This is a genomic window from Geodermatophilus sp. YIM 151500 (assembly GCF_025716945.1).
GTDB lineage: Bacteria > Actinomycetota > Actinomycetes > Mycobacteriales > Geodermatophilaceae > YIM-151500.
The window spans coordinates 59,975-86,444 of the sequence record NZ_JAOVZT010000004.1 but is presented as its reverse complement, the minus strand read 5'-3'; the positions used below and the strand labels follow the sequence as shown (position 1 = coordinate 86,444).

31 protein-coding genes are annotated in these 26,470 nt (G+C 73.1%); 18 read left to right on the top strand and 13 right to left on the bottom strand.

All coding sequences use genetic code 11. The features are described from left to right. Positions 1-64: 64 nt before the first annotated feature. The 3 genes from OF117_RS08740 to OF117_RS08730 are packed head-to-tail and all read left to right on the top strand — an operon-like array spanning position 65 to position 1,955. Positions 65-265, top strand: coding sequence for a helix-turn-helix transcriptional regulator (locus OF117_RS08740; RefSeq protein WP_263552444.1), 201 nt, complete (start codon positions 65-67; stop codon positions 263-265). Continuing rightward, on the top strand, positions 262-609 hold the full coding sequence (locus OF117_RS08735; protein WP_263552443.1) for a hypothetical protein: 348 nt from the start codon (positions 262-264) through the stop codon (positions 607-609). The genes OF117_RS08740 and OF117_RS08735 overlap by 4 nt, the downstream gene beginning before the upstream one ends. Continuing rightward, entirely contained in the window at positions 606-1,955 is a 1,350-nt protein-coding gene (locus tag OF117_RS08730; protein ID WP_263552442.1) for a DUF3631 domain-containing protein, read from the top strand. Before OF117_RS08735 ends, OF117_RS08730 begins: the two co-directional genes overlap by 4 nt. A gap of 143 nt (positions 1,956-2,098) precedes the next feature. On the opposite strand, the gene OF117_RS08725 is transcribed toward OF117_RS08730, so the two are convergent. After that, positions 2,099-2,272, bottom strand: coding sequence for a hypothetical protein (locus tag OF117_RS08725; protein WP_263552441.1), 174 nt, complete (start codon positions 2,270-2,272; stop codon positions 2,099-2,101). A 328-nt stretch (positions 2,273-2,600) separates the two neighbouring features. Here OF117_RS08725 and OF117_RS08720 point away from each other — a divergent pair, with 328 nt between their 5' ends. From OF117_RS08720 to OF117_RS08705, 4 genes are all read left to right on the top strand, one after another. Next, positions 2,601-2,963, top strand: coding sequence for a hypothetical protein (locus OF117_RS08720; RefSeq protein ID WP_263552440.1), 363 nt, complete (start codon positions 2,601-2,603; stop codon positions 2,961-2,963). 4 nt (positions 2,964-2,967) lie between these two features. Further along, positions 2,968-4,395 carry a phage major capsid protein gene (locus tag OF117_RS08715; RefSeq protein ID WP_263552439.1) on the top strand — a complete coding sequence of 476 codons (1,428 nt, stop codon included), beginning with the start codon at positions 2,968-2,970 and terminating at the stop codon, positions 4,393-4,395. Between the two features lie 20 nt (positions 4,396-4,415). Next, positions 4,416-4,679 carry a hypothetical protein gene (locus tag OF117_RS08710; protein WP_263552438.1) on the top strand — a complete coding sequence of 88 codons (264 nt, stop codon included), beginning with the start codon at positions 4,416-4,418 and terminating at the stop codon, positions 4,677-4,679. A 201-nt stretch (positions 4,680-4,880) separates the two neighbouring features. Beyond that, a complete protein-coding gene (locus OF117_RS08705; protein WP_263552437.1) occupies positions 4,881-5,597 on the top strand; it encodes a hypothetical protein in 717 nt (238 codons plus the stop codon). Between the two features lie 571 nt (positions 5,598-6,168). Here OF117_RS08705 and OF117_RS08700 read toward each other — a convergent pair. From OF117_RS08700 to OF117_RS08650, 11 genes are all read right to left on the bottom strand, one after another. After that, the gene (locus OF117_RS08700; protein ID WP_263552436.1) at positions 6,169-6,621 is read right to left on the bottom strand and encodes a hypothetical protein; all 453 of its coding nucleotides are present in this window, start codon (positions 6,619-6,621) and stop codon (positions 6,169-6,171) included. Between the two features lie 686 nt (positions 6,622-7,307). After that, entirely contained in the window at positions 7,308-8,048 is a 741-nt protein-coding gene (locus tag OF117_RS08695; RefSeq protein WP_263552435.1) for a DNA alkylation repair protein, read from the bottom strand. A gap of 75 nt (positions 8,049-8,123) precedes the next feature. Further along, a complete protein-coding gene (locus OF117_RS08690) occupies positions 8,124-9,308 on the bottom strand; it encodes an NAD(P)/FAD-dependent oxidoreductase (RefSeq protein WP_263552434.1) in 1,185 nt (394 codons plus the stop codon). 122 nt (positions 9,309-9,430) lie between these two features. Further along, positions 9,431-10,036, bottom strand: coding sequence for a carboxymuconolactone decarboxylase family protein (locus OF117_RS08685; RefSeq protein ID WP_263552433.1), 606 nt, complete (start codon positions 10,034-10,036; stop codon positions 9,431-9,433). A 104-nt stretch (positions 10,037-10,140) separates the two neighbouring features. Next, the gene (locus OF117_RS08680) at positions 10,141-10,698 is read right to left on the bottom strand and encodes an RES family NAD+ phosphorylase (RefSeq protein ID WP_263552432.1); all 558 of its coding nucleotides are present in this window, start codon (positions 10,696-10,698) and stop codon (positions 10,141-10,143) included. Then, positions 10,698-11,243, bottom strand: coding sequence for a hypothetical protein (locus tag OF117_RS08675; RefSeq protein WP_263552431.1), 546 nt, complete (start codon positions 11,241-11,243; stop codon positions 10,698-10,700). The genes OF117_RS08680 and OF117_RS08675 overlap by 1 nt, the downstream gene beginning before the upstream one ends. 164 nt (positions 11,244-11,407) lie before the next feature. Continuing rightward, positions 11,408-12,607: an NAD(P)/FAD-dependent oxidoreductase gene (locus OF117_RS08670; protein WP_263552430.1), complete on the bottom strand. Its 1,200-nt coding sequence runs from the start codon at positions 12,605-12,607 to the stop codon at positions 11,408-11,410. Beyond that, positions 12,604-13,407: a hypothetical protein gene (locus tag OF117_RS08665; protein ID WP_263552429.1), complete on the bottom strand. Its 804-nt coding sequence runs from the start codon at positions 13,405-13,407 to the stop codon at positions 12,604-12,606. The genes OF117_RS08670 and OF117_RS08665 overlap by 4 nt, the downstream gene beginning before the upstream one ends. Further along, positions 13,404-14,345, bottom strand: a complete 942-nt coding sequence (locus tag OF117_RS08660) for an ABC transporter ATP-binding protein (RefSeq protein WP_263552428.1) — start codon at positions 14,343-14,345, stop codon at positions 13,404-13,406. Before OF117_RS08660 ends, OF117_RS08665 begins: the two co-directional genes overlap by 4 nt. After that, a complete protein-coding gene (locus OF117_RS08655) occupies positions 14,342-14,593 on the bottom strand; it encodes a helix-turn-helix domain-containing protein (RefSeq protein ID WP_263552427.1) in 252 nt (83 codons plus the stop codon). Before OF117_RS08655 ends, OF117_RS08660 begins: the two co-directional genes overlap by 4 nt. Then, a complete protein-coding gene (locus OF117_RS08650; protein ID WP_263552426.1) occupies positions 14,593-15,072 on the bottom strand; it encodes a DUF2975 domain-containing protein in 480 nt (159 codons plus the stop codon). Before OF117_RS08650 ends, OF117_RS08655 begins: the two co-directional genes overlap by 1 nt. A 132-nt stretch (positions 15,073-15,204) precedes the next feature. Between OF117_RS08650 and OF117_RS08645 the strand changes: the two genes are divergently transcribed. From OF117_RS08645 to OF117_RS08635, 3 genes are all read left to right on the top strand, one after another. After that, a complete protein-coding gene (locus tag OF117_RS08645; RefSeq protein WP_263552425.1) occupies positions 15,205-16,032 on the top strand; it encodes an alpha/beta fold hydrolase in 828 nt (275 codons plus the stop codon). A 68-nt stretch (positions 16,033-16,100) separates the two neighbouring features. Further along, a complete protein-coding gene (ppk2, locus tag OF117_RS08640; protein WP_263552424.1) occupies positions 16,101-16,940 on the top strand; it encodes a polyphosphate kinase 2 in 840 nt (279 codons plus the stop codon). A gap of 98 nt (positions 16,941-17,038) precedes the next feature. Further along, positions 17,039-17,545, top strand: a complete 507-nt coding sequence (locus tag OF117_RS08635) for an inorganic diphosphatase (RefSeq protein WP_263552423.1) — start codon at positions 17,039-17,041, stop codon at positions 17,543-17,545. Between the two features lie 112 nt (positions 17,546-17,657). Here the strand turns inward: OF117_RS08635 and OF117_RS08630 are convergent, their stop codons facing one another. Then, positions 17,658-18,278 (bottom strand): putative quinol monooxygenase, encoded by a 621-nt coding sequence (locus OF117_RS08630; RefSeq protein ID WP_263552422.1) that lies wholly within the window; start codon positions 18,276-18,278, stop codon positions 17,658-17,660. A gap of 713 nt (positions 18,279-18,991) precedes the next feature. Here OF117_RS08630 and amrS point away from each other — a divergent pair. From amrS to OF117_RS08590, 8 genes are all read left to right on the top strand, one after another. Then, complete coding sequence (gene amrS, locus OF117_RS08625) at positions 18,992-20,098, top strand: AmmeMemoRadiSam system radical SAM enzyme (protein ID WP_263552421.1); 1,107 nt, start codon at positions 18,992-18,994, stop codon at positions 20,096-20,098. Positions 20,099-20,102: 4 nt separating this feature from the next. After that, positions 20,103-20,909, top strand: a complete 807-nt coding sequence (gene amrB / locus OF117_RS08620; protein ID WP_263552420.1) for an AmmeMemoRadiSam system protein B — start codon at positions 20,103-20,105, stop codon at positions 20,907-20,909. Positions 20,910-21,000: 91 nt separating this feature from the next. After that, positions 21,001-22,401 carry a TonB-dependent receptor gene (locus OF117_RS08615; protein ID WP_263552419.1) on the top strand — a complete coding sequence of 467 codons (1,401 nt, stop codon included), beginning with the start codon at positions 21,001-21,003 and terminating at the stop codon, positions 22,399-22,401. A 186-nt stretch (positions 22,402-22,587) separates the two neighbouring features. After that, positions 22,588-22,974, top strand: coding sequence for a PspC domain-containing protein (locus OF117_RS08610; RefSeq protein WP_263552418.1), 387 nt, complete (start codon positions 22,588-22,590; stop codon positions 22,972-22,974). 184 nt (positions 22,975-23,158) lie between these two features. Beyond that, a complete protein-coding gene (locus OF117_RS08605; protein WP_263552417.1) occupies positions 23,159-24,193 on the top strand; it encodes an aldo/keto reductase in 1,035 nt (344 codons plus the stop codon). An 85-nt stretch (positions 24,194-24,278) separates the two neighbouring features. Continuing rightward, positions 24,279-24,449: a CsbD family protein gene (locus OF117_RS08600; RefSeq protein WP_263552416.1), complete on the top strand. Its 171-nt coding sequence runs from the start codon at positions 24,279-24,281 to the stop codon at positions 24,447-24,449. Between the two features lie 235 nt (positions 24,450-24,684). Next, entirely contained in the window at positions 24,685-25,305 is a 621-nt protein-coding gene (locus OF117_RS08595; RefSeq protein ID WP_263552415.1) for a hypothetical protein, read from the top strand. 173 nt (positions 25,306-25,478) lie between these two features. Beyond that, positions 25,479-26,465, top strand: coding sequence for a glucosyl-3-phosphoglycerate synthase (locus OF117_RS08590; RefSeq protein ID WP_263552414.1), 987 nt, complete (start codon positions 25,479-25,481; stop codon positions 26,463-26,465). Positions 26,466-26,470: the final 5 nt, after the last annotated feature.

Sequence of the window (26,470 nt, the reverse complement as noted above, 5' to 3'; positions counted from 1 at the left end):
GGCTCATCGTGGTTGACTCCTCGTCGGAACACCCCGTCAAGCTGTTCGATGGAGGCTCAAGCTCATGATCCACCCCACCCCGCTCGGCACGGTCGAGGATGTGGCCGCCTACATCGGCGTGCCCAAGCAGACGCTCTACAACTGGAGGACGCAGGCCAAGGGCCCCCGCGGCATCCGCGTCGGCAAGCACCTTCGCTACCGGTGGGAGGACGTCGACGCCTGGCTCGACGAGCAGGCGGACGGGCCGAGCGCGGGGGCGGCATGACGAACGCCCGTCCCAACAAGGTCGAGAAGGGCGCCGTGGTGAACGTGCCGGGCGGGCACGACCACGGTACCGGTCCCAGGACGTCGGACACGACCGCCGCACAGCTCGGCCGTCGCCGTCGGGCCGCCCTGCGGTGTGAGCCGCTGCCGGACGGCCGTCGCGATCCGCTCAACCCGGCGAACGACGTCGGCCTCGTCGACGTCGTCGAGCTGGACGCCTGGGCGCGCGCGCTGGCTCACCTGCGCACCGTTGGGCTGGTCGGGCTGCCTCCGGCTCATGTGCGCAGGGCCCTCGGCGCGGATCCTCGGCGCTATGGCCCGGTCCTTCCGAGGCGGTGTGCATGAGTGACCCGTGGCTGGCCGAGGTCGACCTCGACGAGGGGGTGCCGGTATCCGGCTCGGCCGGTTCAGCCGCAGTATCCGGTTTCCCGGAGAGGGCTGACCGAACCGGCTACGACGCCGACGGCCTCGTGCTCGACGAGGTCCGGGCCTGGCTGGGGCGGTTCATCTCCACCATGACGCCGGCCGACCTGGACCTGCTGACCCTGTGGGCGGCGCACACCTGGCTGGTCGAGGAGACCTACTCGACCCCGCGACTGGTGCTGGACTCGCCGGTTCCCGGCGCGGGCAAGACGACCGTGCTGGAGCACCTGCTCCGGCTCTGCCGGGCGCCGGTGCAGATAGCCGCGCTGTCCTCGCCGGCCCTGCTCACCCGGATGCTCGACACCGAGCTGCGCACGCTGCTCATCGACGAGGTCGACCGCACGCTGGCCCCGAACAAGGACGGCGTCACCGATCTGGTGGCGATCCTCAATAGCGGGTACAAGCGCGGTGCCACCCGGCCGGTCCTGGTGCCGGTCAAGGGCGGCGGCTGGGAGCCGAAGGAGATGCCCACCTTCGCCCCCGTCGCGATGGCCGGGAACAACCCGAACCTCCCGGGGGACACCCGCAGCCGTTGCATCCGGGTCCTGCTCATGCCCGACGACGACATCGAGGAGTCGGACTGGGAGCGGATCGAGGACGACGCCGCCCTCCTGGGCGCCCGGCTGGCGGCGTGGGCCGACGACGTTCGTGACCGGGTCCGGAACCACCGGCCCGACCTGCCGCCGCTGATCAAGGGTCGCGCCCGCGAGCGGTGGCTGCCGCTCAAGCGCGTGGCCGCCGCCGCCGGCGACCGCTGGCCCGCGCTCGTCGACGTGCTTGCTGTGGCCGACGTCAAGCGCATCCAGCTCGAACAGGAGGAAGGACTCATGCAGCAGCAGCCCGCCGTCGTGCTCCTCAAGCACATCCACAAGGTCTGGAGCGACACCACCGCGTCCTTCATCGCCACGGAGGACCTGATCGACCGCCTGGTCTCGGAGCACCCCGAGATGTGGGGCGAGGGGTCGTCCTTCGGCAAGCGCCTCACCGCGCAGCGGCTGGGCCGGATGCTCGTCACCGCCTACGACGTCCACGCCAGCCGGCCGCACACCCAGGGCCCCCGGGGCTACCTGCGCGCCTCGTTCACCCTCCCGTTCAGCCGGTTCCACCTGGCCCCTCTTCACGAACCGGATAAAGCGGCTCAACCGGCTGGACCGGATACGGATCGTCCCTTCGTGAAGCTCACCGGCCCTGGTCGCTGCCCCGGCTGCGGCTGGCACGTCGAGACCCAGGGCCACGAGCACGGGTGTAACGCCGGGAGGGTCGCGTGATCAGGAACCTGATGTCGTCGCATACGCGGCGTGCCTGCACTGCTACTTGCCGGCGCAGCACCGGCCGACCACCGAGGTGCGCGTGGTGCCCGGCAGCCGACCGTCGGTCGGACCTCATCGACCCCGGCGCGGCCGTTCTGGCTTCATCCACGCCGACGCAGGGTGGCCTCGATGCGGGCCAGACCCTCGCGCAGCTCGCCGCGCACCCTCCCCATCTCGACCCGGAACCCGGCCTTGAGCGTGCGGGTCTGCCACAGGAAACACGCACCCATCAGCCCGACCAGCGTGCCGATCAGCGCGATGAACGCCCCGCTCACCGGTCGAACCGGCGGATGAAGTCCCGAACCAGGGACGTCCAGACGGGTTCCGTGCGGCCCACAGTAATTCGGGGTCCGAGCGTCAAGCGAGACAAGTCTGACAGCGGAAACGTGTGTTCTCGCAGCTCGGAGGCCGGACGGTGCGCCCCGGTCGGACTCGCATCGGCTACTTGGGCGCCGAGCAATCTCTGGCGGATCACCGCGCTGGACCCGCCGCCGTCGATTTCCCCCCAACCGAACAACGGCTCGCTGTCATGACGCTAAGGGCACGCACATGCTGATCTCCCAGACCGACGTCGCCCGGCTGTCCGACGACACCATCAAGTGGATGGTGCTCGACCTCATGGACGGCCGCTCGGCGACCGACCCGGGCGCAGTCCGGAACTTCCGGATGCGCATGGCCGCCGCGCTGGTCCGGGCGCTTCAGGAGCGCCGCCGGATCCTGGCCGTCGCCGAGCTGAACGTCCTCGATGACGAGGACGCCGAGGGCTCGATCGTCGGGTCGGGATGGGAGTTCCCGGTGGCCCCAGCCGTCACGGGACACGCGTGGCCCGGCGGACAGGCCGGTACCGTGATCGTCGTCGGCTTGGGGCACCGCACCCAGGGCCACCGTCACCGCACGGACAGGCAGGCCGGACCAGCGCATCAACGCGCGTCCTCCTTGTGCCCCCTTCTGCTGTGGAGCGAGTGACCCCATGCCCAAGCCTTCCGTGATCTTCCGTACCGCCGACCAGTTCCGCGCCGCCGACGCCAGCCCCGGCGAGGTACTGCGCGAGGCCGATGGCGTCCGCGCCCGGATCGAGTACCTGGAGCGCGGCGCCACCGACGGCGCCCTCTCCGACGCCGAGCAGGCCGAGGTCCGCGGCCTCGTCAAGACCCTCGACGGCCTGCTCAACCTGGTCGAGGACATGACCGTGATCGACCGGCGCGGCGTCGTGCCGGTCGGCCGCGACGGCATCCACTGGGGCGGGGGCCAGGACGCGCGTCCGGTCCGGGAGGGTGTCCGCGGTCGGGCGCTGGACGTGCTCGACCGCACCGAGCGCACCGACGGGCACCTGCACCGGTCGGCGCTGGACGCCGTCGCCCGCGCCGTCGACGCCGACGAGACCGACGCCCTGGCCCGGTGGGTCACCGTCGCCGGTGACCCGGCCTACCGGTCGGCGTTCCACAAGCTCGTGCGGAACCCGCAGCACGGCTCGTTCGAGTGGGACGACGCCGAGCGGCAGGCGTTCGCCCGCGTGCAGCAGCTCCAGCGGGCGATGAGCCTCACCGACGGGGCCGGCGGCTTCATGGTCCCCTTCAGCCTGGACCCGGCGGTCGTGGTGACCAACTCGGGAACCTCGAACGTCCGGCTGCGCGACGCGTTCACCACCAAGACCATCGCCACCGACGCTTGGAACGGCGTCACCTCCGCCGGGGTCACCGCCGAGTGGAAGGCCGAGGCGGCCGAGGTCGCCGACGCCTCCCCGACGGTGAGCCAGCCGTCGATCCCGGTGCACAAGGGCGACGCCTGGATCCCCTTCTCCTTCGAGGTCGGCGGCGACGCCGCGGCCTTCGCCGCGGAGATGGCCCGGCTGCTGGTCGACGCCAAGGACCGCCTGGAGGCCGCCGCGTTCGTCACCGGCACTGGCACCGGCCAGCCGCGCGGCATCGTCACCGCCGCGGTGGCGGCCGGCAAGACCGTGGCGACGGCGAGCGCCGACACCCTCGCCCTCGGCGACCTCTACAAGCTCAAGGCCGCGCTGCCGGCCCGGTGGCGAGCGCAGGCGGCGTGGCTGGCCAACGAGGACATCTACGACGCCGTCCGGCAGTTCGACACCACCGGCAGCGCCGCCCTTTGGGCCGCGCTCGGCGACAACACCCCGGCGGCGCTGCTCGGCCGCCGGGTGTACGAGTCCTCCGAGATGGACGGCTCGGTCACCGCCGCGGCGACCAACCACCTGATGATCTACGGCGACCTGCGGCAGTACTACGTGGTCGACCGGGTCGGGACCGTCGTCGAACTCGTGCCGCACCTGTTCGGCGCCAACCGCCGGCCGACCGGCGAGCGCGGCTTCCTCATGTGGTTCCGCACCGGCGCCGACCTGGTCGTCCCCGACGCCGTCCGCGTCCTGGACGCCTGAGCCGAAGGGTAGGACCCGTCATGGCCGACAGCGCCGAGGTCTTCGAGGTGCTCACCCGCCGTCCCGACGGGCACGAGACCGTCCATCGGGTCCGGGCCACCTCACCGGCCGCCGCCGAGCAGGCCGTGATGGGCCGGCTGGCCGGTGACCGGCGCGGCGGCGAGATCGCCAAGACGGTCACGTTCGTCGACGGCGGGATCGGCAGCGCGGACGACCGGACGGCCGCCGGAACCGAACCGGCCACCGGCAGCCGGCCGTCGCGCAAGCGCCGCCGCGGCGGCTGATCTGGAACCTTCGGCGTCAACGTCACCCGCGACCGCGCCCCTGGGGCACCGGGGCCGACGGCGGGACTCGATGGCGGGGAGGGGGACGTGAGCCCCCCGGGGATCCGACCAGCGCCGAGGACCGCGCCCCCCGGGAGGTGGCCCCTGCCGCCCCTCCCGGGGGCGCGGCTTACCCGGAGTCGGACGTCGTAACGTCCCGCCATGACCAACGACGAGACGCCGGAGCCGAGCCGCAGCGTGCAACGGCGGCTTTTCGACGCCCTGCCCGACGCCATCGCCTCTGCTGCCACCGGAGTGCTTGACCTCGCGACCACCGGCACACCGAGCGCCGGGGTGGCTGCTCCGCTGCTGGCCGCGCTGGTCCGGTACGGACTCGACGTCCGGTCAAGCCGTGGCGAGCGTGTTCTGGAAGCGACCGCCGAGCAGGTCGGCGGGCTTGACCGACTCGCCGACCTCGCGACCGCCGACGAGGCTCGACTAGAGCTGACCGTCCGGGTGATCGAGGCCGCGATGCGCACGACCCATGAGAACAAGATCCGGGCGCTTGGGCGTGTGCTGGCCAACGGGCTCGACGGGCACGCCACCGTCGACCAGTCGCAGATCCTCACCGCCGCGCTCGACGCGATCGAGGCCCCGCACGTCCAGGTGCTCGCCGTGCTGCGCGAGCAGGCTGACGGTCACGAGACGGAGGTCCGCTACGCCGACCGCGCGAAGCTCCTGACCCTGACGAATACGGAGATCGTCGACCGGCTCCCGGGGCACAGGACGGTTCTCGGTGCCGTCACGCAGGTGCTGGCCGGTCATCACCTCATCGAGCCCGTCTCCGGCGGTGTGAAGTCCGAGCTGTTGGGCGGTCCCGGACGGTGGGCTATCACCGACCTGGGCCGAGCCTGTCTAGCTCGGCTGGAGGAGGCGTGAGTTTCATCGGCCGCGCGCACCGTCACCGTTTCCGGAGCGGCGGGCGAGCCCCACCGTGGCCCATCAGCAGCTGCGAGGACCAGCGGGACAGTAGGGCTCGAAGTCTGGTTCGTAGAACCCGGGGTCATCAATCGGGTCGTCCGGGATCAAGTGGTCTGGCGGCACGTACGGGACGGCCGCACCTGTCGAAGTAGGCATCCCACTCGGCGGTGTACCACTGCGGACCCTGACCTGGCCCAAGGAACTCTTCACGCAGCTCGGGTGGGTTACAGACGGCTGGCGCCGCAGGTACGGCATCGCTCTCGGCGGCGTTGCGCCACAGCATCCAGGCCACAACCGACACAACCGCGATCGCGATCTTCCAACCTCGGTCCAAGCTCTTGCCGCCTCCTATACGTCGACCGGCGGGAGGCACCTCTGTCGTCTGCACACCCTGGGGGGCGCCCGTTGCCCCGGCGACCGAGGCTGCATAACGTCTCCACGGTCGACCATCAGTTGGTGAGGCGTCCTACCCCCGATGGGCTAAGGTGCGGGGTCCCCTGGCTGCGACTGCGGGCTTGAACCAGCGATTTCAGCCTCCACCGACCACTCGGACCTCTCCGCCGAGCGCCTGAGCGATCAGTTCGCACGTCTCCACGTCGTCCGACGAGCCGACCGCCCACGCGCCAGAACCAATTCCGACCACGTCACAGTGAGGTCCATCGAGGATGGCGAGAGTGGCTTGACGGCCCTCAATCAGCATGTCCCGATCGACAGGCGACGCAAACACTTCGATGTTGTAATCCTCACCTTCGATACGGCATTCCGACGTGTCGACATCAACCACTCGTGAGGGGTTATGTCGCGGTTTGGGGTCGGTGCAGTGGATCCCTCGTTCGAGGAGGTCATCGAGCAACTCGTTCGGACTGCTGTAGCTCTGCCGTCCATCGAGACGGGGGCCGTTGTCCAGCTGTGACGCGTCTATGTCGCTGCCGCAGCCCGCTGTCGCCAGCAGGACCGCCGTGCCGATGATGGCCTTCCGCATGACAAACCCCCGTGAGCCGACGTCGTGGGACAGTGCAAAGTCATACCTGAGTGGTACTAATTAGCGCGCCTGAGCGGCGACGCGGCACAGCCAAACGTGTCCCTACTGCGATATTGACCCCCTCGCGCTGGCCGCCGCGGTCCTCGTGCAGCGTAGGCGTCGTGCCCCCGCGAGGCCGTCGACCGGCTGGTCCTGCGCGGGGAACCCGGGCTTCGACGGGCGCCGGTCCGCTCCCCGGACGACGTCACACAGGGCGCCGGCGCCGGGGCCGTGGATCCCCACAAGGGCGGCCACGAGGTCGGCCCACGCGCCGAGCGCGGTCTCCGGGATGAACGAGGTCTGCCGATACCCGTCGACCACGATGATCATGTTAGTGGCCGGTCGGCGGCGAGAGCTGGTGACCGTGCTCACTCGACGGCGAGGTTGTCGACCGCAGGGGACGCACGGCCGGGGCGGGTTCCTGGACGGCGGGCTCGGCGGCGTCGTCGAGCGCGTGGGCCAGCGCAACCCGTGCCATGACGCGTCATGGCACATTCATGGCACAGGACGATGAAAGAACGTGGGAGCGGACGGTAGCCGCTGCAGGCGTTTGTGCCGGTGGGACGCCACTCGACGCGTCATGAGTGTCAGCCGGGACCACAGTCCGGTGTACCGCTTCAACGTCTGACCGGGAGCACCTGCACGGGTCAGGAGCTCGCCGGCGTGTTCGCGTCCGCCCCGCTGAGCGGGAGTGCGGAACCCTTGTCGTCGTGCCGGCGGCGCACCATCTCGGTGATCCAGATGGGCGCGAACGGGGACGTGCAGTTCGGGGGTGTCGGGTAGTCCTCGAGCACCCGCAGGCGCTCGCCGATGTCGATGGCGCGGGCGCGGTGCTCGGCGTGCTCGATCCCGATCTGGGCGAGGCAGTGGTTCATCGCCCACTGCAGCCGCTCCGGGGCGTCCACCATCTCCGCCTCGATGACGTCGAGCAGTCCCGCGAGGTCGAGGCCGTCGGGTTCCTTGGCCACGCGCTCGGTGGTCAGCGCCCAGCCCGCGCTTGCGACCACCGGATCCGGGTCCGTGAGCCAGTCCAGGCGCAGCTCCTCGGCGGCCGGGTGCTTCTTGACCACGTGGTTCACGAGCCAGTCGTGCACCTTGGGGGTGCGCGCCCGGCGGAGCATGGTGTCCAGCTCGTCCCGCTCGAAGGCCCTGGGGCGGCAGACCAGGATGGCCAGCAGTCTTGCCGCGGGGTCATCGGTCTCCCACAGCTCGCGCGCGAGCTCGTGCTGCGTCTTCAGCCGCTTGGCGAGCGCGCGCAGCTTGCTGAGGTTCACGCCGTGGTCGTCACCGTGCCTGGCGTTCACCTCGCGGATCCTGGGGTCCTCGAGCGCGGCCAGCTCGGCCACCACCTCGGTCACCGCCGCTCCGGTCGCTGCCGGCTGGGCCATCCCGGCCTCCTGTCCGTGACGTGGGGATCCAGCCTGCACCAGAGGGCGGACATCCCTCCGAGGAGCGGCGGCCGGTCAGACCCGGCCGCGGAGGATGCGGCGGAAGTAGGTCCTGGGCAGCACGTAGCGGTCGAAGAACCAGGTGGCGCGGCGGGGCTTCATCGGGTCGACGAACGGCACCGACGGGCTGGGCCGGCTGTCACGGTCGACCTCCGCGAGCAGCAGCGTCCGGCGGGCCACCGTGATCGGCATGACCGTGTAGCCGTCGTACCGCTGCAGCGGCTTCCCCTTCCGGGCGGCCGCGAGGTTCTTGGCCAGGATGTCGACCTGCTGCCGCAGCGCCCCGCCCGACGGCCGGGTCGCCACGGCCGCGGCGTCGCCGATCGCCCAGATCGATCCGTGCCGACGGGAGCGCAACGTCTCCGGGTCGATGTCGACCAGGCCGGGGGTCGGATCGGCGGCCAGGCCGCCGTCGGCGATCCAGCTCGGCGCCCGGTAGTGCGGGACCGCGTGCGCGAAGTCCACGTCCTCGAGCACCCGCCGGCCGGACGGCGAGGTGACCGTGACGGCGCGGCGCTCCCAGTCCACCCGCTCGATCCGGGCCTCGCGCAGCACCTCGACGCCGTAGCCGGCGAACGTCCGGTCGAGGATCTCGTCGGCCTCCGGCACAGCCGTCGCCGTTGGCCCGGGCAGCACCAGCCGGACCGCGACGTCCGGCAGCACGCCGGCGCGCCGCCAGTGGTCGCACGCCATGAGCAGCGGCTTGAGCGCGGTCGGACCGCAGGACGCCGGTTCCGGCGGCACGGTGAACACCACCGAGCCGCGCCGCAGCGCCGTCAGCCTCGGCCACACCTGCGGCGTGCTGCCCGGGACGTACGAGGAGGCGGCCCACCCGTCGGTGTAGGCCGACTGCAGCCCCGGGGTGGCCTCCCAGTCCTCGACGAGGCCCGGGCAGAGGACGAGGGTCGAGCAGGACAGCGCCCGCCCGCCGCGCGTGCGCACGGTCATGGCGGTCGGGTCGACCGCCTCGACCGCGTCGCGGATCCACCGGCACCCCTCGGGGACGACGTCGGCCATCGGGCGCTCCAGGTCGGCCATCGTCGCCTCGCCCCCGGCGACGTAGTTGAGCAGCGGCTTGTACCTGTGCACCGGTTGGGGGGCGACGACGGCGACGTCCGGGGCGCCGTCGCGGAGCAGCCGCGCCGCCAGCGAGATCCCGGCGTTGCCACCGCCGACGACGAGCACCTCGGCACGTTCCACGTCCGCTCCCGGAAACAAGGCCACGAACCTCCGTCACTGCCGCAGCTCGGCCACCCTGTCCAGCCTGCCCAGTTCCTGGGGAGCGCGCACGGCGGGGCCGCGCACGAGCAACGGTGCGTGGGTCACGCCGGGGCGACAGCGTCCGCCGACGCCCCCGCCGACGCCGCCGCCAGCGGCGGCAGGCCGCAGGACGCCGAGAACTCCTGGGAGCGGATGCCGAGCGCCACGTTCCCCCGGGCGCTGGAGTTCATGAAGGCGATCCGGGCGGTCAGCTCGACGAGCGCCGGCGCGCCCAGCTCCTCGAGCAGCGCGGCCGACATCTCGTCGGTGACGGCGGGCGGGGTCGAGCTCATCGCCTCGGCGTACTCCATGACCCGCCGCTCCAAGTGGGTGAAGGCCGTGGACTGCCGCCACCGCGGTACCTCCCGCGCCTTCGCCTCGTCGAGGCCGCGGTCGTGCGTCATGAAGTAGTGGAGGTCCAGGCAGAAGCCGCAGCCGACCACGCCCGCCGCGGCCATGGCCGCGAACGACGCGAGGTTCGGGTCCAGCCGGTTCCACGAGTCGACCTTGCGGCCGAATGCCATCGAGTCCTTGAGCACGGCCGGGTGGTGCCACATCACCGCCGCGCCTTCCGGCACCTGACCGAAGATCCTCCGGCTGATCGTCTTCAGCAGGGCTCCGTAGAGGCCGGTGATCTCGGTCGGGGGAACCCGGGTGTTGCTCGCCATGTCTCCTCCAGGTGGTTGCTGGCGTCGACAGGGAGACACCGCCCGCGACCCGGGTGTGACATCCGCGGCGGGGTTGCTCGGGTGAGCCCCGTTCCAGGTGACGGCTAGGTCTCCACGACCCGACTGATCACGTGACTCGCTTCGATCAGTGCCGGGTGGACGAGCGTCAACTCCTCGACCTCGTCGCTGACCCGGAGCTGGGCACGATCCCAGACTCCGAGACTGGCCCAGCGGGGATCGCGGTGGGACCACCACGAGACCCCCGCGTACTCGCCGCTGTCGTGGATCGCCCGCGCCCAGCGCTGGGTGATACCGCGGTCGCGGGTGACCACCGAACTCGGTCGCAGCGCCCACTCGCTCAGCACCTCGGGGTCATCGAGATCCAGGATGCTGCCGGTGAAGGTGTAGCGGGCCAGGCCGAGTCGACTGCCCGTGGGAGCGGCTGGTGGCGGCTCCAGCACGGCCGGCGTCCAGCGGGCGTAGTCGCCCAGGTACTCGGCGATGGCACCGACGGGCGAGTCACCGAGGTAGAGGACGAGGTAGTCGTGCTCGGGGTCGTCGACGCGCCCGTGGCCTTGACGTGGCCAGACGAAGGCGGGGTGACCGTTCCTGGCGGTGTCGGTCTCGCCGGGCAACCAGACGCAGACGCGCCAGAGGTCCACTAGGCGAATGCGCCTTGCTCGTGCGCCGCGATGGCGTCCACGACCGGGCCGCTGCCCTGCAGTCGGAAGACGTCGATGGGGCGTGCGCCGAGGTGCGCATTGTCTCCGAACAGCCACAGCGAGGCCTGCTCCGGCGTGAACGCGGCGAGCAGCTGCCCGACGAGGGCCTCCAGGTCCGCCAGGGCGACGCGATTGACCGCGTCGATGCCCTCGCCCCGGATCCAGCGACCCGGCCGGTCCTTCGCCACGCCGAGGAGTTCTGCCACCGTGTTGTTGCCGAGCAGGCCGACCAGCCTCTCGGTGACGGCAGCGGTGCCGTACGACGTAGCGCCTTCGCCCTTGAACGCGATCGTCTCCTTGACCCGCCGGGTCACCGGCTTGACCGGGCGCGCGCGCTGCTGTGACGTCGTCACGTGCGCGCCCTTGGGGAGCACGTAGTGGCCTTCCCGGTCGCGGTGCAGCTCGACCGTCTCCTCCCTGGCGCCCGGCAGCCGCAGCTGAGCCGCCGCTGTGTCAACCGGTCCCGCAGCGTGCGACTCGTCCATGACCCAACAGTAAATGTTGGGCGGCTACCGGAGAAGGGGGCCGGCCTGGCTGGCGCGGAGTCCGGCCGTACCGCGCCGGTCCGCGAACAGCCCGAGAAGCGTCGACCACGGCCCACGCCGGTCCGCCCTGCCGGGTGGCGCGCCGGTTGGTCAGTCGCTCGCACTCATCCGGACGGTGCGGGGAAGGACCGGTCGCCGAAGAGGATCCGGCGGGCCGCGGCCTGTCCGAGCGGCGTGCGCAGCAGGGTGAACGCCGTCGCCGCCGCGGCGGGCGTGCGCACCCGGGCCAGCCCCCGGCGCAGCGCCAGCCGGCCGCGGAAGCGGGCGCGCAGCGCGGCCCCGTCGTACCGGACCAGGGGGTAGGAGTTCCCCGCGCGCAGGGCGTCGTCCAGGACGGCGGCGGCGTGTTCCGACAGCCGCAGGCACGGATCGAGGCCACCGGCGGTGAGCGGGGACACCGCACCCGCCGCGTCACCCACGAGGAGCCCGTCGGGGCAGCTGATCCGGTGCAGCGGACCCCCGACCGGGATCGGCCCGCCGCGCCGCTCGACGTCCCCGCGCCGGTCGACGTCGGGCAGTCCGGGCGCCGCTGCGGCGAACCGCCGCAGCGCCCCGCGCAGACCGTCGGGGAACCGGTCGGCGTAGCCGGCCACGCCGACGTGCGCGTGGCGACCGTCGTTGACCACCCAGGCCAGGTAGCCGGGAGCGAGCGAGGGGTCGAGGACGCAGTGGAAGGCCGGCGGCCCGTCGCTGCGCGGAACCGCGAAGACCTCCTCGGCGCCGACCAGCAGGTGAGTGTTGCGGTCCAGGCCGAGGTCGCGGGCCACGAACGAGCGCGCCCCGTCGGCGCCGACGACGAACCGCGCCCGCACCCGGGTCGGCCCGCCCCGACCGAGCAGGTGGAACTCGCCGGCCCGCCGACCGGCGTAGCGGGTGCCCAGCGCGATCCGCACGCCGGCGTCGGCCGCGGCGCGGGCGGCGGTCAGGTACAGCGGCGCCATGTCGCCCACCCGGTACTCGTCGCGCGCGCTGGTCACGGTCACCGGACGGCGCAGCCCCGGCGGGTAGAGCACCACGCGGCGGATCGGCGGCCCGAGGCACTCCGGCGGCAGCGGGAAGTCGTCGAGCGTCTTCCGCACGAAGATCCCCGTGGTGCGGATGGCGCTCGTGAGGCCCGTCCGCCGGTCGACGAGCAGCACGTCGTGGCCCCGCCGGGCCAGCAGCGTGGCCGTGTGCAGGCCGGCCAGGCCGGCCCCGACGACCAGCACGTCGGCGGTCTGGCTGCGCGCGCGAGGAGCCGGGGCGCCGTCCCCGGTACCGGGGCGGGCCCGCGTCGCGCCCTCGCCGACGGAGGCGCGGCTCACCGGTTCGCGTCGTCCCGCACCAGCCGCAGCCAGCCGAGCAGGAGCGCGCCGCCGGCCCAGCCGAGCAGGGTCGTCACCGAGGACGTCGTCGTCATCCCCGGCACCTCCCCGAGCAGGAGGAACGCTGCACCGGTCCCCGGCAGGACCCGCGCGAGCTCGGTCATCCACTCGTAGCCGAACTGCGGCAGGAGCAGCGGGAGCACCAGCATGACGAGGAAGACCGTGACCAGACCGCCGGCCGTGTTGCGCAGCAGGAAGCCGAGCCCGACCGCGAGGGCGCCGCCGGCCGCGAAGACGACGGCGACGGTGCCGAGCACGTCGAGGCCCTCGTCCAGCGGCAACGACAGGACGGGCCGCGCGGCGGCGAAGGCCGCCAGCGCCGCGGCCAGCGCCAGCAGCACCCCGAGCGCCGTGGCCGCGCCGACCGCCACGACCGCGCGGGCGACGAAGAGCACGCCGCGGCGCGGCGTCCACTGCAGGGCCGGCACGATCCCCCCGGTCGCGTAGTCGGCCGTCACCGCCATCAGGCACAGCGCCAGCAGGGCGAACTGCCCCGGCATGGCGGTGACGGACGACGCCAGCCACGCCGGGGCGCCGGGCGACGCGTCGCCGTCGGCGTCGAGCCCGGCGACCGTGCCGATGCCCACCATCACCACGGCTGCCGCCGCCAGGAACCACCACGTGGTCCGGACCGTCCACAGCCGGGTCCACTCGGCCGCGCAGGTGCGGGCGAGCACGCGTCCGGTGAGGACGTCGCCGGCCACCCCCTGCTCGGCAGGCGACGTCGCCGCAGCGGTCACCGTGCTCCCTCCGTCGTCGTCCCGACGAGCTCGGCTCGGCGGCTGGAGTGCTCAACGCTGCCGCTGGTCAGCGTGAGGTAGGCGTCCTCGAGGGACTGGGACACCTCGGAGAGGTGATGCAGCGGGAGGGCGGAGGCGTTGGCGAGGTCGCCCACCTCCTCGGCGGTGCTGTCCTCGACGAGCAGCTCGTGGCGATCGACGCGCCGGACCGTCAGGCCGTGCTCCCGGAGCCGGGAGAGCAGCGCATCCGGCTGCGGGGTGCGGACCCGCACCTGGAGGTGCCCCAGCCCGCGCAGGATCTCCTCCGTCGTCGCGTCGGCGATCAGCCGACCGCGACCGATGACGACCAGCCGGTCGGCGATCTGCTGCATCTCGCCGAGCAGGTGGCTGGACACCAGCACGGTGCGCCCCTCCTCGGCGAGCCCGCGCAGCAGCTCCCGGATCCAGCGGACGCCGTCGAGGTCCAGACCGTTGACCGGCTCGTCGAACAGCAGCACGCGGGGGTCGGCGAGCAGCGCCGACGCGATCCCGAGACGCTGCCGCATGCCGAGCGAGTAGCCCTTGACCCGGCGGCGGGCCGCGCGGCCGAGCCCGACCTCCTCGATGACTTCGTCCACGCGCCGCAACGGGATGCCGTGCGTCCGGGCCGCCACCCGGAGGTGGTCGCGCCCCGTTCGGCCGGGGTGCACGGCGCCGGCGTCGAGGAGCGCGCCGACCTCCCGCAACGGCTCGTCGAGGGTCGCGAACGGCCGCCCGTTCACGAGGGCCTCGCCCGAGGTGGGCCGGTCGAGGCCGAGCACCATCCGCATCGTGGTGGACTTCCCGGCCCCGTTCGGCCCGAGGAAGCCGGTGACCTTGCCCGGCTCGACGACGAAGCCCAGGTCGTCTACGGCGAGGACGTCGCCGTAACGCTTCGTCAACCCACGGACCTCGATCACCGGTGGGCCTCGTGCGGAGCCGACGGCGCGCCGTGGCCGTCCACCTCCTCGACCCACTCGAGCAGGTCGCCGGGCTGGCAGTCGAGCACCCGGCACATGGCCTCGAGGGTGCTGAAGCGGACGGCCTTGGCCCGGCCGTTCTTCAGCACGGCCACGTTCGCCGGCGTGAGCCCCACCCTCTCGGCGAACTCGCCGACGCTCATCTTGCGCCGGGCCAGCTCGACGTCGATGCGCACGACGATGGGCATCAGATGACCGCTTCCATGTCGGTCCGCAGCGTCGTCGCCTGCCGCAGCAGCGCGCGCATCACCACCATGAGCAGCCCCACCACGGCGACGCCGATCACCACCAGGAACAGCAGGAGCGGCAGCCCGGGGTCGTCCGCGCGGAAGCCGACGTAGAGGAACAGGGCGACGAGCACCGCCCACGCGGCGGTGATCGCCCACACGATCGCGTCGACCCACCGCAGGGACGCCTCGCTGAAGATGCGGTCGGCCTCGACCAGGCCGAGCAGCTTCCAGGTGGACACGACGACCACCTGGACGCACAGCACGAAGAACACCGACACGGCGGTCAGCGGCCACCGCAGGTAGGCGAGGTCCGGGGACTCCTGCGCCATGTGGGCGAACTGCCCGGGCAGCGATATCACCTGGAACAGGACCAGGATCCCGAACAGCAGCACGAGGAAGACCCGGAGGGCGAGCACCGCCCGTTGCGTCGTCAGCACGGATCGACTGTCGATGCCTGACTATCGAAAGTCAATAGATCTCACTCGACCGGCGTGTCACTGGCCGTGGGGGGACGACGGCGGGCGCGGACCTCGTTGACCGGTGCCGGACGTGGACCCGAGACTCACCCGGTGACCGTCCCGCAGACCTCGCCGGAGACTCCGCCGCGCACCGGATACGCCCCGGTCGGGGACCTGCAGATGTACTACGAGATCCACGGCTCGGGTGGGACGCCGCTGCTCCTGCTGCACGGCGGCCTGTTCGACATCGACCAGCAGTTCGGCGAGCTCATCCCCGGGCTGGCGGAGGACCGGCAGGTCATCGCCGTCGACTTCCAGGGCCACGGGCGGACCAACGACGTGGCCCGGCCGCTCCGCAGCGAGCACCTGGCCTCCGACGTCGTCGGACTGCTCCGGCACCTGGACGTCGGCCGGGCCGACGTCTTCGGCTTCAGCGTGGGCGGTGCCACCGCGCTCCACCTGGCCATCCGCCATCCGGAGCTGGTCCGCAAGCTCGTCGTCTCGTCGGCGTCGTTCCACCCCGACGGCGACCGCCCGGAGAACAGCGCGGCGGTGAGCGAGCTGACCGTCGAGATGATCGCCGGCACGCCGATGGAGCAGCAGTACCGCGCCAAGTCGCCGCACCCCGACCGCCTGCAGACCCTGCTCGACAAGCTCGGCACCTACGACGAGGGCTTCCCCGGCTGGTCGGACGCCGACATCCAGGGCATCGCCGCGCCCACCCTCGTCACGGTCGGCGACTGCGATGCGGTGACGCTCGACCACGCCGTCCGGTTCCTCCGGCTGCGCGGCGGTGACGTCAACGGTGACTTCGTCGGCGTCCCGGCCTCGCAGCTGGCGGTCTTCCCGGGCACCACGCACTTCTTCGGGCTCGCCCGGACCGCGCTGGTCCTGGACGTCGTGCTGCGTTTCCTCGACGCACCGGCGCCGGAGGGCTGACCGCACCCGGCGGCCGGACGGCGCGGCCCGGGTTGTCCGGGTGCCGGGGCCGGGCCAAGCTGCGGGCCATGACCGCACCCTCGGAGTCCACGCCCTCCGTCGAGGAGGCGCCGCGGTCGACCGGCAAGGTCGAGACGAAGTACTACGAGAAGGAGATGGCGCGGCTCCAGGTGGAGCTGGTCAAGCAGCAGGAGTACATCCGCGCCGAGGGCTTGAAGGTCGTCCTGGTCTTCGAGGGCCGCGACGCCGCCGGCAAGGGCGGCGCGATCCAGCGGATCACCGAGAGCCTCAACCCGCGCGCCGCCCGCGTCGTCGCCCTGCCGGCCCCCACGGAGCGCGAGAAGGGCCAGTGGTACTTCCAGCGCTACGTGGCCCACCTGCCCACCCGGGGCGAGATGGTCCTGCTCGACCGCTCCTGGTACAACCGCGCCGGCGTCGAGCGGGTGATGGGCTTCTGCACCGACGAGGAGTACGAGGAGTTCCTCCGCTCCTGCCCGGAGTTCGAGCGGATGCTCGTCCGCAGCGGCATCACGCTGCTCAAGTACTGGTTCTCGGTCAGCGATACGGAGCAGGAGAAGCGCTTCCAGTCACGGCTGAAGGACCCGACCCGGCGCTGGAAGCTCAGCCCGATGGACCTCGAGGCGCGCAACCGCTGGGTCGACTTCTCCCGCGCCAAGGACGCCATGTTCGCCGCCACCGACATCCCCGAGGCGCCGTGGTGGGTGGTCGAGGCCGACGTCAAGAAGCGCGCCCGGCTCAACGTCATCAGCCACCTGCTGGCCTCGGTCCCCTACGAGGACCTCACCCCGGAGGCCCCTCCGCAACTGCCGCCGCGGCCGCCCATCAGCGACGACTACGTCCGCCCGCCGAAGGACACCCAGCGCCTCGTGCCCGACGTCGTGCCCTGAGCGGCCGCCGGTTCGCGGACGGCCGCCGGGTCCACTCGGTTTGACGCGGTCGTCGGGCCGGGTCACAGTCGCCTCGCTGCCGAGGAAGGGAGCGGGTCGTGGACGTCGACGTGATGGTCGAGATCCCCAAGGGATCGCGGAACAAGTACGAGTACGACCCGCGGCTGGACCGGATCCGGCTCGACCGGATGCTGTTCAGCTCCACGGGCTACCCCAGCGACTACGGGTTCGTGCCGGACACGCTGGCCGAGGACGGCGACCCCATCGACGCCCTCGTGCTGCTCGACGAACCCACCTTCCCCGGCTGCCTGGTGCACGCCCGGGTCATCGCCGTCTTCTGGATGCACGACGAGGCCGGCCCGGACGCCAAGCTCCTGTGCGTCCCGGCCGACGACCCCCGGCACTCCCACCTGCAGGAGCTCGACGACGTGCCGTGGTACCAGATCACCGAGATCTGGCACTTCTTCGACATCTACAAGGCCCTCGAACCCGGCAAGTCGAGCGAGACACGCGGCTGGGAGCGCCGGGCGGAGGCGACGCGCGCGGTCGAGGACGCCCGGCGGCGCCACGCCGAGCGGTTCGCGGCGGCCGGCGCCCAGGCCTGACGGCCGGGGCGCACGGGCCCGCCGGTCCGGGTCCGCCGGCCCGGGTCCGAGGCCGACGGCGTTCCCCGGCGGCACCGCCGTGTCCGCCGGGGAACCGTTCGGGAGCGGCCGGTCAGACGGTCTCGGGCACCCGCAGGTGGGCGAGCGCGATGTCGAACTCCGCGACCTCGAGGATGTCCATCCCCATCCGCTGGGTGAACTCCTCGCGCAGCGTCGTGAACTGGTCGCGCGTGTGGGCCATCGCGTCGCGGCTGTCGAACACCACGGCCGAGGCGCACCGGCCCTCGCGGGCGTCGACCAGCAGGCTGTTGCTGCAGAACCCGTCCGTCCGCTCCCACCACGGCATCAGGCTCTCCCGGTAGGCGTCGACGACGCGGTCGAGGTTGCCGGGGTCGGTGCGGGTCCACGTCACGCGCGCGCAGGCGCCGTCGCCGACCCGGTGCGCCCGGTGCAGGACGGCGATCTCCCACTCCCGCACCTCCGGCGTGGCGCCGAACCGCTGCGCCGTGCGGTCGCGGGATGCCGCGACCCGGTCGGCGCTGGCGCGCATCGCCTCCTCCGTCTCCCACGAGCTCGTGACGACGGCCCGGCCGTCGTCCCGGTCGACCAGGAGGGACAGGCCCACGCAGCCGTCCATCTCGGTGACCATCGGCATGACCTCGTCGCGCACGGTCGCCACGAGGTCGTCGAGGGCCTGCGGGTCGACGCGTACGGTGGTGGTTCGGGCGAACATGCCACCACTCCTTCCAGGTGACGGCGATCTCCGGGTGGCGGCGAGCCCGTGCGGCACCGCCGCGCGGTCCACTCTTCTCGCCCCCCCGACCCGGGGCAACGGTCGACGCCCGGCCGGCTCGATCCCGTCGCGGCAGGGATCCGACGGACGGCGGGCAACCGGCACCAGTCGTCGACGAGCACGACCTCGTACTGGTCGGCGGTCGGCGGGATGCCGGTGTCGAACTTCGCGTTCACCACCGCGAGGCGGCCGTCGTACCGGATGCCCGTGGCCGGTGTCTGGAAGGCGTCGGAGGTGATGACCTCGTCGACCGAGCCGGCGGCCAGGTCCCGGTCCAGCCGCACCTCGGTCACCTGGTTGCCGTTCTGGACCGCCCAGAGCTCCCGGCCGTCCAGCACGATGCCGTCCACCCCGGGCACGCTGACACCGGCGATCTGCGCGCTCTCGCCGGTCGCCGGGTCGTGGGTGTACAGCCCGCCGTGCGCCGAGTGCGCGACGACCAACCGGTCGTCCTCCGCGGCCGCGATGCCGTTCAGGTTGATCGCGGCGGCGGTGTCGGCGGCCGGGCCGGCTCTCGGCCCCCCGCGCGGCAACTGTGCGCCGCGCGCGCTCAGGGGTGAAGACTCGTGTGCACGGGCCATCCGTCGCCGGCGGCCTGTCGGCACGCCGCGTCGGAGCGGCGGTGGTCACCGTGAGCGACGGGAGGCCGCGCGATGACGACGTCCGACATCAGCCTCGCAGACCCGTTCACGGTGCCGGGGCGCCACTGGCACCGGCTGGACGACGGCCGCCTGCAGTGCGACGTCTGCCCGCGGGCCTGCCGGCTGCACGAGGGCCAGCGCGGACTGTGCTTCGTCCGGGGCCGGGTCGACGACCAGGTCGTGCTGACGACCTACGGGCGGTCGAGCGGCTTCTGCGTCGACCCGATCGAGAAGAAGCCGCTCAACCACTTCCTGCCGGGCAGCGCCGTCCTGTCGTTCGGCACCGCCGGCTGCAACCTGGCCTGCAAGTTCTGCCAGAACTGGGACATCTCCAAGTCGCGCGAGATCGACCGGCTGTCCGACGCCGCCGGCCCGGACGACATCGCCGAGTCCGCCGTCCGGCTCGGCTGCCGCAGCGTGGCGATGACCTACAACGACCCGGTGATCTTCCTCGAGTACGCCGTCGACGTCGCCGACGCCTGCCGTGCCCGCGGCGTCCGGTCCGTCGCCGTCACCGCCGGGTACCTGACCGGCGAGCCCCGCCGCGAGCTGTTCGCCCACGTCGACGCCGCGAACGTCGACCTCAAGGCGTTCACCGACGACTTCTACCGCCGCGTCTCCGCGGCGCGCCTGCAGCCGGTGCTCGACACCCTGACCCACCTGCGGCACGAGACGGACGTCTGGTTCGAGATCACCACGCTGCTCATCCCCGGCCACAACGACTCGGACGACGAGGTCGCCGCCGAATGCGCCTGGATCGCCGAGCACCTCGGCGTCGACGTGCCGCTGCACTTCACGGCCTTCCACCCCGACTACAAGATGCGCGACGTGCCGCCGACCCCGCCGGCCACGCTGACCCGCGCGCGCCGGATCGCCCTGCGGCAGGGCCTGCGCTACGTCTACACCGGCAACGTCCACGACGTCGACGGCGGGCGGACCGCCTGCCCCGGCTGCGGCACCGCGGTGGTGGAACGCGACTGGTACCGCATCGACGGCTACCGGCTCACCGACGACGGCCGCTGCACCACCTGCGGGACGGCGGTCCCCGGCCGCTACGACGGACCGGTCGGCGGCTGGGGCGCCCGCCGGCTGCGGGTGTCGGTCGCCGGCGGCCGCTGAGCCGGTGAGCGTCCACCCGGCCGCGGTGGCCGGTACGTTCTACCCCGCCGATCCGGCCGAGCTGGCCGCCCTGGTCGACGACCTGCTCGCCGCCGCCCGGCCCGCGGCGCGGCCGCCCCGGCCGGTCGCCGTCGTCTCGCCGCACGCCGGCTACCGGTGGTCGGGCGCGGTCGCCGCCGCCGCGCACGCCGTCCTCGGGGCGTGGCGCGACGGGATCCGCCGCGTCGTCCTGCTGGGGCCGGCGCACGTCGTGCCGCTGCGCGGCATGGCGGTCCCCGGTGCGGACGCCGCCGCCACCCCGCTGGGTCCGGTCCAGGTCGACGACGACCTCCGGACGGCGGCCACCGCGGCAGCCGCCGTCGCCGTGGACGATCGGCCGCACACCGGCGAGCACTCCCTCGAGACCCAGCTGCCGTTCCTGCAGCGCGCCCTCGGCCCCGGCGTCCGGGTGCTGCCGGTGCTGGTCGGCGACACCCCACCGGTGACGGTGGCCGCGCTGCTCGGCACGCTGCTCGCCCTGCCGGGCACCGTCGCCGTCGTCTCCACCGACCTCAGCCACTTCCTCGGCCGGCGCGCGGCGCGGCGGCGGGACGAGCGCACCGCCGCCGCGGTCCTCGCCCGGGACGCCGACGCGATCGGCAGCGGCGACGCCTGCGGGTCCCATCCGCTGCGCGGGCTGCTCCGGTACGCCGCCGACCGCCACCTCGCCGTCGAGCAGCTGCGGCTGGCCACGGCCGCCGACGCCGACGGCGACCCCCGCCGGGTCGTCGGCTACGGGGCCTTCCTCTTCTCCGCGGCCGGCCCGGCCTGACCCGCGGGCCAGGTGCGCCGGACGGCGGTCGGCCGCGCCGCTCCGGCTAGGCTGCCGGCCAGGCGGGGGCGGCACCGTGGAGGGGGCCCGCATGGACGCCGGCGTCGACACGCTGCAGAAGGCGCTGCAGATCAACCTCGACCTCCGCTGGTACGGGACGATCGCGGAGATCGGCGCGGGGCAGGAGGTCGCCCGCTGGTTCTTCCGCGCCGGCGGCGCCGCGGGCACGGTGGCCAAGTCGATGTCGGCCTACGACATGGCGGTCAGCGACGCGGTCTACGGCAAGGCCGACCGCTACGTGTCCAAGGGCAGGCTGCAGGCGATGCTGGACCTGGAGTTCCAGCTCAACCTCGACCGGCTCGGCGAGGAACGCGGCGACGACACGTCGTTCTTCGCCTTCGCCGACACCGTGGTCGCGCGCAGCTACCGCGGGGGCAACGAGTGCCACGGCTGGATGGGGGTCAAGTTCCAGTCGCACCCGCGGGACGAGCCGAGCCAGATCGTGCTGCACGTGCGGATGCTCGACGCCGAGGCCGCGCAGCAGCAGGAGGCCCTGGGCGTCGTCGGCGTGAACCTGCTGCACGCCGCGTTCTTCCAGCACCACGAGCCCGAGCGGCTGGTCGAGAGCCTGCTCGACCGGCTCACCACCGGGCGCATCGAGATCGACCTGATCGAGATGAAGGGCATCGAGTTCCGGGCGGTCGACAACCGGCTGATGGCGCTCACGCTCGTGCAGCTCGGGCTGTCCGGCGCGGCGATGCTCGGCCCCGACCGGCAGGTGCTGCAGCCGAGCGAGGCGCTGCGCAAGAAGGCGGTGCTGGTCGAGCGGGGCAGCTTCCGCCCGCCGACCGTGGTCAACATCGACATGCTGGAGGCGGCCCGGGCCACGTTCGCCGACGACCCGCGGGTGGCCGGCCGCGACGTCGTGCTGCTCACCGAGCTGACCATGGCGAACCTGCGGGCGGGCGGCGACGTCGTCGACCGCAAGGACTTCCTCGCGCGCGCCGACCTGATGGCGGCGTGCGGGCTCACCACCCTCATCTCCGACTACGTCGCCTACCACCGGCTCGGGGCCTACCTGGCCTGGCGCACCGACGGTCCGATCGGGATGGTCATGGGCGTGCCGAGCCTGATCGACCTGTTCGACGAGGCGCACCACGCGGACCTGCCCGGCGGGATCCTGGAGAGCTTCGGCCGGCTGCTCAAGAACGACCTGCGGCTGTTCGTCTACCCGATGCTGCGCGACGGCGAGGTCGTCACGGTCGACACGGTCCGCGTGTCCGACGAGCTGCAGCCGCTCTACGACTACCTCAACGGACGCGGCAGCTTCGTGGGCCTGGACAACTACAAGCCCGACTACCTGCCCATCCTCAGCCGCGATGTGCTGCGGCGGATCCCGACCGACGACACCACGTGGGAGTCGATGGTGCCGCCCGAGGTGGCCGAGCTGATCCGCAAGCGCGGCTTCTTCGGCTGCCAGCGGGTGCGCTGAGCGCCGGAGGCGGCGGTCGGGGCGGCCCGGTGGCGGTGGTCCCGGCGGCCGGACGGCGGCGGTCGTCCGAGCGTCCGGTGGCGGCACCCCTCGGGGACCCCCCGGCGCGGACGTGCTCCGGAGATCAGGGACGGATCCGGGGATCACCCGATGGTCCGGCGCCTCCCCGATCGGCAGGCTCGAGCCATGACGACAGCACCTCCGCCCACCCCACCGCCGACACCACCGCCGACCCCTCCGCCCACGCCCACCCCACCGCCCGCCTCCCCGGCCGGTGACCGGCTCCCACCCCCGCAGCCGTCGCGTCCGGAGCTCCGCCGCAGCGGCACCGACCGCATGCTCGGCGGGGTCTGCGGTGGACTCGGCGAGCACACCGGCATCGACGCCGTCCTGTGGCGGGTCGGGTTCCTCGTCCTGACCTTCACCGGCGGCGCCGGCATCCCGCTCTACCTCCTGCTGTGGGTGCTCCTGCCGCCGGCGCCTCCGAGCCCGGGCTCCGAGCCCAGCGCGCTGGAGGGCCTGGTCGCCCGCCTGCACGACTCGCTGCGGGGCGCGCTCTCCCGGCGCGGCTGACGACCCCGGGGCGCAGGAGCGGGGAACACGCGGCGGCCGGCACCGAAGCGGTGCCGGCCGCGCGGCCGGCCTGCGCTCGGAGCCCGCCGGACGCCCGGGCCGCACACGGTGCGCGGCGGTGCGGACCGGGCCGTCCCGCGGCGGCGCGGATTGGAGCCGGCGCCCGGCGGGCACAGGCGCCGCCATGGACTACCGCACGCTCGGCCGCAGCGGCTGCTCGGTCTCCACGCTCTGCCTGGGGACCATGACCTTCGGCGCCGAGACCGACGAGGCCGGCGCGCACGAGCAGCTCGACGTCTTCGTCGAGGCCGGCGGCACGCTGGTCGACACCGCCGACGTCTACTCGGCCGGCGCCGCCGAGGAGATCGTCGGCCGCTGGCTGGCCAGCCGGCCGTCCGACGTCCGCGACCGCGTCGTCCTCGCCACCAAGGGCCGCATGCCGATGGGCGACGAGCCCAACGCCGTGGGCAACTCCCGGCGGCACCTGCGCCGCGCCCTCGACGACTCGCTGCGCCGGCTCGGAGTCGACCACGTGGACCTGTACCAGCTGCACGCCTGGGATCCGCACACCCCGCTCGAGGAGACCCTCCGCTTCCTCGACGACGCGGTGCGCGCGGGCAAGATCGGCTACCCGGGGTTGTCGAACTTCACCGGCTGGCAGGTGCAGAAGGCCGTCGACCTCGCCGAGCACGAGCACCTGGCCGTGCCGGTGACCGTGCAGACCGCGTACAGCCTGCTGGTCCGCGGCGTCGAGTTCGAGATCGTGCCGGCGTGCCTGCACAACGGCCTGGGCCTGCTGGCCTGGGGACCGCTCGGCGGCGGCTGGCTGTCGGGCAAGTACACCCGCGACCAGCGGCCGACGGGGGCGACCCGGCTGGGGGAGGACCCGGGCCGGGGGATGGAGGCCTACGACCGGGTCGGCGCGCGGCAGCGCACCTGGGACGTGCTCGAGGCGGTGCAGGACGCCGCCGGGGCGACCGGCGCCACGATGGCGCAGGTCGCGCTCGCCTGGCTGCTCGGCCGGCCCGGCGTCAGCTCGGTGATCCTGGGCGCTCGCACGACCGAGCAGCTGCGTGACAACCTCGGCGCCGCCGACGTCTCGATCGACGGGATCGACACCTGGCGGCTGGACGAGGTGAGCGGACCCGCAGCGGCCGACTACCCCTACGGCGACGTCGGCGCCGAGCAGCGCAGCCGCGATCTCGCCGGCACGCGCTGACCGGCCACCCCGCGGGCCGGCCGCCGGGCCCGTCCCATCCTCCGGGCGCGGGTACGCGCAGGCGGAACGGGGTACCGCACCGGTCATGAGCGGCATCGACAAGATGAAGAACAAGGCCGAGGAACTGCGCGGCGAGGGCAAGGAGGCGGCCGGCCGGGCCACCGACGACCCCGACCTGCAGGCCGAGGGCAAGGCCGACCAGGCCAGCGGCAACCTCAAGCAGGCCGGTGAGAAGGTCAAGGACGCCTTCAAGTGAGCGACCGCCCGCCCGGCCGGGCACCGGGCGGGCGGGCGGTTCCGACGCACGCACCACCGGGGGCAGGGCGCGGCTGCCTGCGCTCGGTGGCGCGGTCAGGAGCCGGCGGCCGCCGGCTCGCGCACCGACGTGGTCTCGACCCGCGAACAGCAGCAGCCCGGCCCCGGACCGGGCCACCGGTGACCGCGGTGGGTGAGGATGGGCGCCTGCCACTCCCGGCCACGAAGGAGCGCTCGTGAGCAGTCCCGCCGAACAGCGGCCTCAGGCCGCCATGGTCGTGCCGAAGTTCTTCGTCGCCCAGCGGATCACGCTGATGGTCAACCGGTACGAGATCCGCGCCGCGAATCCAGACGGCAGCGAGGGCCCGCTCATGGCCTTCGCCGAGCAGAAGCGGCTCAAGCTCAAGGAGCAGGTCGACTTCTTCACCGACGAGACGCGCACCCGCAGGGTCTTCTCGTTCAAGGCGCGGCAGGTGCTCGACGTCCACGCCGAGCACGACGTCGTCGACGAGGGCGGCACCGTGCTCGGCTCGTTCAGCAAGCAGTTCGGCGCGAGCCTGCTGCGCTCCACCTGGGACCTGTCGGTGCCGGGGCTGCAGGCCGTCGGCCGCGAGCGCCGGCCCCTCCTGGCCATCCTGCGCCGGGTGTGGCAGTGGATCCCCTACGTGGGCGACGTGTGGATCCCGTTCGTCTTCCACTTCGACTTCGTCGACACCGCGACCGGGCAACCGGTCCTGATCAGCGAGCGGCGCAAGGCCATCCGCGACCGCTACACCGTGACGGTGCCAGACCCGCGGCTGGACTTCCGCGTCGCCGCGAGCATGGCCGTCGCCCTCGACGCGCTGCAGAGCCGCTGACGCACTGGACGGCTCCACCGCCGCGGTCCGGCGCGGCTCCACCGCCGCGGTCCGGCGCGGCACCCGCTGGCGCGCGCCGACCTCATCGGGCATGGTGACCGGGCGCCGCACGGAGGACCCGGTGGGCGCAGGCCGGGGCGGTCACCCGCCCGACCAGCGGGGAGGCGCCCGGAGTGCGCAGCGACGTCGACCGGTGGCTCCGCCGCCGCACCTACTCGGCCGCGTCCTTCGGCGCGCCCGACCTCCTGGCCGCCAAGCGGGACCAGGGCTGCACGGTCAGCGTCGTCCTCCCGGCGCTCGACGAGGAACGCACCGTGGGCGCCATCGTCGGCGCCATCCACCGGGAGCTGGTCGTGCGCACCCCGCTGGTCGACGAGCTGGTCGTCGTCGACAGCGGCTCCACCGACCGGACGGCGGAGGTGGCCGCCGCCGCCGGGGCCCGTGTCGTCCGGGCGGAGGAGGTGCTGCCCGACCTCCGACCGGTGCCCGGCAAGGGCGAGGCCCTCTGGAAAGGGCTCTACGCCACCGACGGCGACCTCGTCGTCTTCGTCGACTCCGACCTCGTCTGCTTCACCCCGCACTTCGTCGTCGGCCTGCTCGGCCCGCTGCTGACCAACCGCGCCCTCGGGTACGTCAAGGCGCTCTACGACCGCCCGCTGAGCACCACCGAAGGCATCGTGCCGACCGGCGGCGGTCGGGTCACCGAGCTGGTCGCCCGCCCCCTGCTCAACGCGCTGTGGCCGCGCCTGGCCGGTTTCGTCCAGCCACTGTCGGGGGAGTACGCCGGCCGTCGGGACCTGCTCGAACGGGTGCCGTTCGTCTCCGGGTACGGAGTGGAGCTGGCGCTGCTGGTCGACCTGGCCGACCTGGCCGGCATCGACGCGCTCGGCCAGGTCGACCTGGGCACCCGCCGGCACACCCACCAGTCCGACGCGGCCCTCGGCCGCATGGCGGGGCAGATCCTGCAGACGGCCTTGGCCCGCTGTCCCGGCGTCCGCGTGACCAGCGACGCGCTCGTCCAGTACGTGCGCACCGAGGCCGGTGTGGAGCCGGTGACCTGGGACGTCGGCGTCTGCGCCCGGCCCCCGATGGGGACGGTGCCCGCCTACACCGCGCGCCGCGCCGCCCGGGCCGCCGCGGCCGGCGGGGGCGCGTGCTGACGACG

Excerpts from the sequence above, each read along its gene's own strand:
- OF117_RS08740 (WP_263552444.1), top strand. The coding sequence starts at position 65 with ATGATCCACCCCACCCCGCTCGGCACGGTCGAGGATGTGGCCGCCTAC.
- OF117_RS08735 (WP_263552443.1), top strand. The coding sequence starts at position 262 with ATGACGAACGCCCGTCCCAACAAGGTCGAGAAGGGCGCCGTGGTGAAC.
- OF117_RS08730 (WP_263552442.1), top strand. The coding sequence starts at position 606 with ATGAGTGACCCGTGGCTGGCCGAGGTCGACCTCGACGAGGGGGTGCCG.
- OF117_RS08720 (WP_263552440.1), top strand. The coding sequence starts at position 2,601 with ATGGTGCTCGACCTCATGGACGGCCGCTCGGCGACCGACCCGGGCGCA.
- OF117_RS08715 (WP_263552439.1), top strand. The coding sequence starts at position 2,968 with ATGCCCAAGCCTTCCGTGATCTTCCGTACCGCCGACCAGTTCCGCGCC.
- OF117_RS08710 (WP_263552438.1), top strand. The coding sequence starts at position 4,416 with ATGGCCGACAGCGCCGAGGTCTTCGAGGTGCTCACCCGCCGTCCCGAC.
- OF117_RS08705 (WP_263552437.1), top strand. The coding sequence starts at position 4,881 with ATGACCAACGACGAGACGCCGGAGCCGAGCCGCAGCGTGCAACGGCGG.
- OF117_RS08700 (WP_263552436.1), bottom strand. The coding sequence starts at position 6,621 with ATGCGGAAGGCCATCATCGGCACGGCGGTCCTGCTGGCGACAGCGGGC.
- OF117_RS08695 (WP_263552435.1), bottom strand. The coding sequence starts at position 8,048 with ATGGCCCAGCCGGCAGCGACCGGAGCGGCGGTGACCGAGGTGGTGGCC.
- OF117_RS08685 (WP_263552433.1), bottom strand. The coding sequence starts at position 10,036 with ATGGCGAGCAACACCCGGGTTCCCCCGACCGAGATCACCGGCCTCTAC.
- OF117_RS08675 (WP_263552431.1), bottom strand. The coding sequence starts at position 11,243 with ATGGACGAGTCGCACGCTGCGGGACCGGTTGACACAGCGGCGGCTCAG.
- OF117_RS08655 (WP_263552427.1), bottom strand. The coding sequence starts at position 14,593 with ATGCCCATCGTCGTGCGCATCGACGTCGAGCTGGCCCGGCGCAAGATG.
- ppk2 (WP_263552424.1), top strand. The coding sequence starts at position 16,101 with ATGACCGCACCCTCGGAGTCCACGCCCTCCGTCGAGGAGGCGCCGCGG.
- OF117_RS08630 (WP_263552422.1), bottom strand. The coding sequence starts at position 18,278 with ATGTTCGCCCGAACCACCACCGTACGCGTCGACCCGCAGGCCCTCGAC.
- amrS (WP_263552421.1), top strand. The coding sequence starts at position 18,992 with ATGACGACGTCCGACATCAGCCTCGCAGACCCGTTCACGGTGCCGGGG.
- OF117_RS08615 (WP_263552419.1), top strand. The coding sequence starts at position 21,001 with ATGGACGCCGGCGTCGACACGCTGCAGAAGGCGCTGCAGATCAACCTC.
- OF117_RS08610 (WP_263552418.1), top strand. The coding sequence starts at position 22,588 with ATGACGACAGCACCTCCGCCCACCCCACCGCCGACACCACCGCCGACC.
- OF117_RS08605 (WP_263552417.1), top strand. The coding sequence starts at position 23,159 with ATGGACTACCGCACGCTCGGCCGCAGCGGCTGCTCGGTCTCCACGCTC.
- OF117_RS08600 (WP_263552416.1), top strand. The coding sequence starts at position 24,279 with ATGAGCGGCATCGACAAGATGAAGAACAAGGCCGAGGAACTGCGCGGC.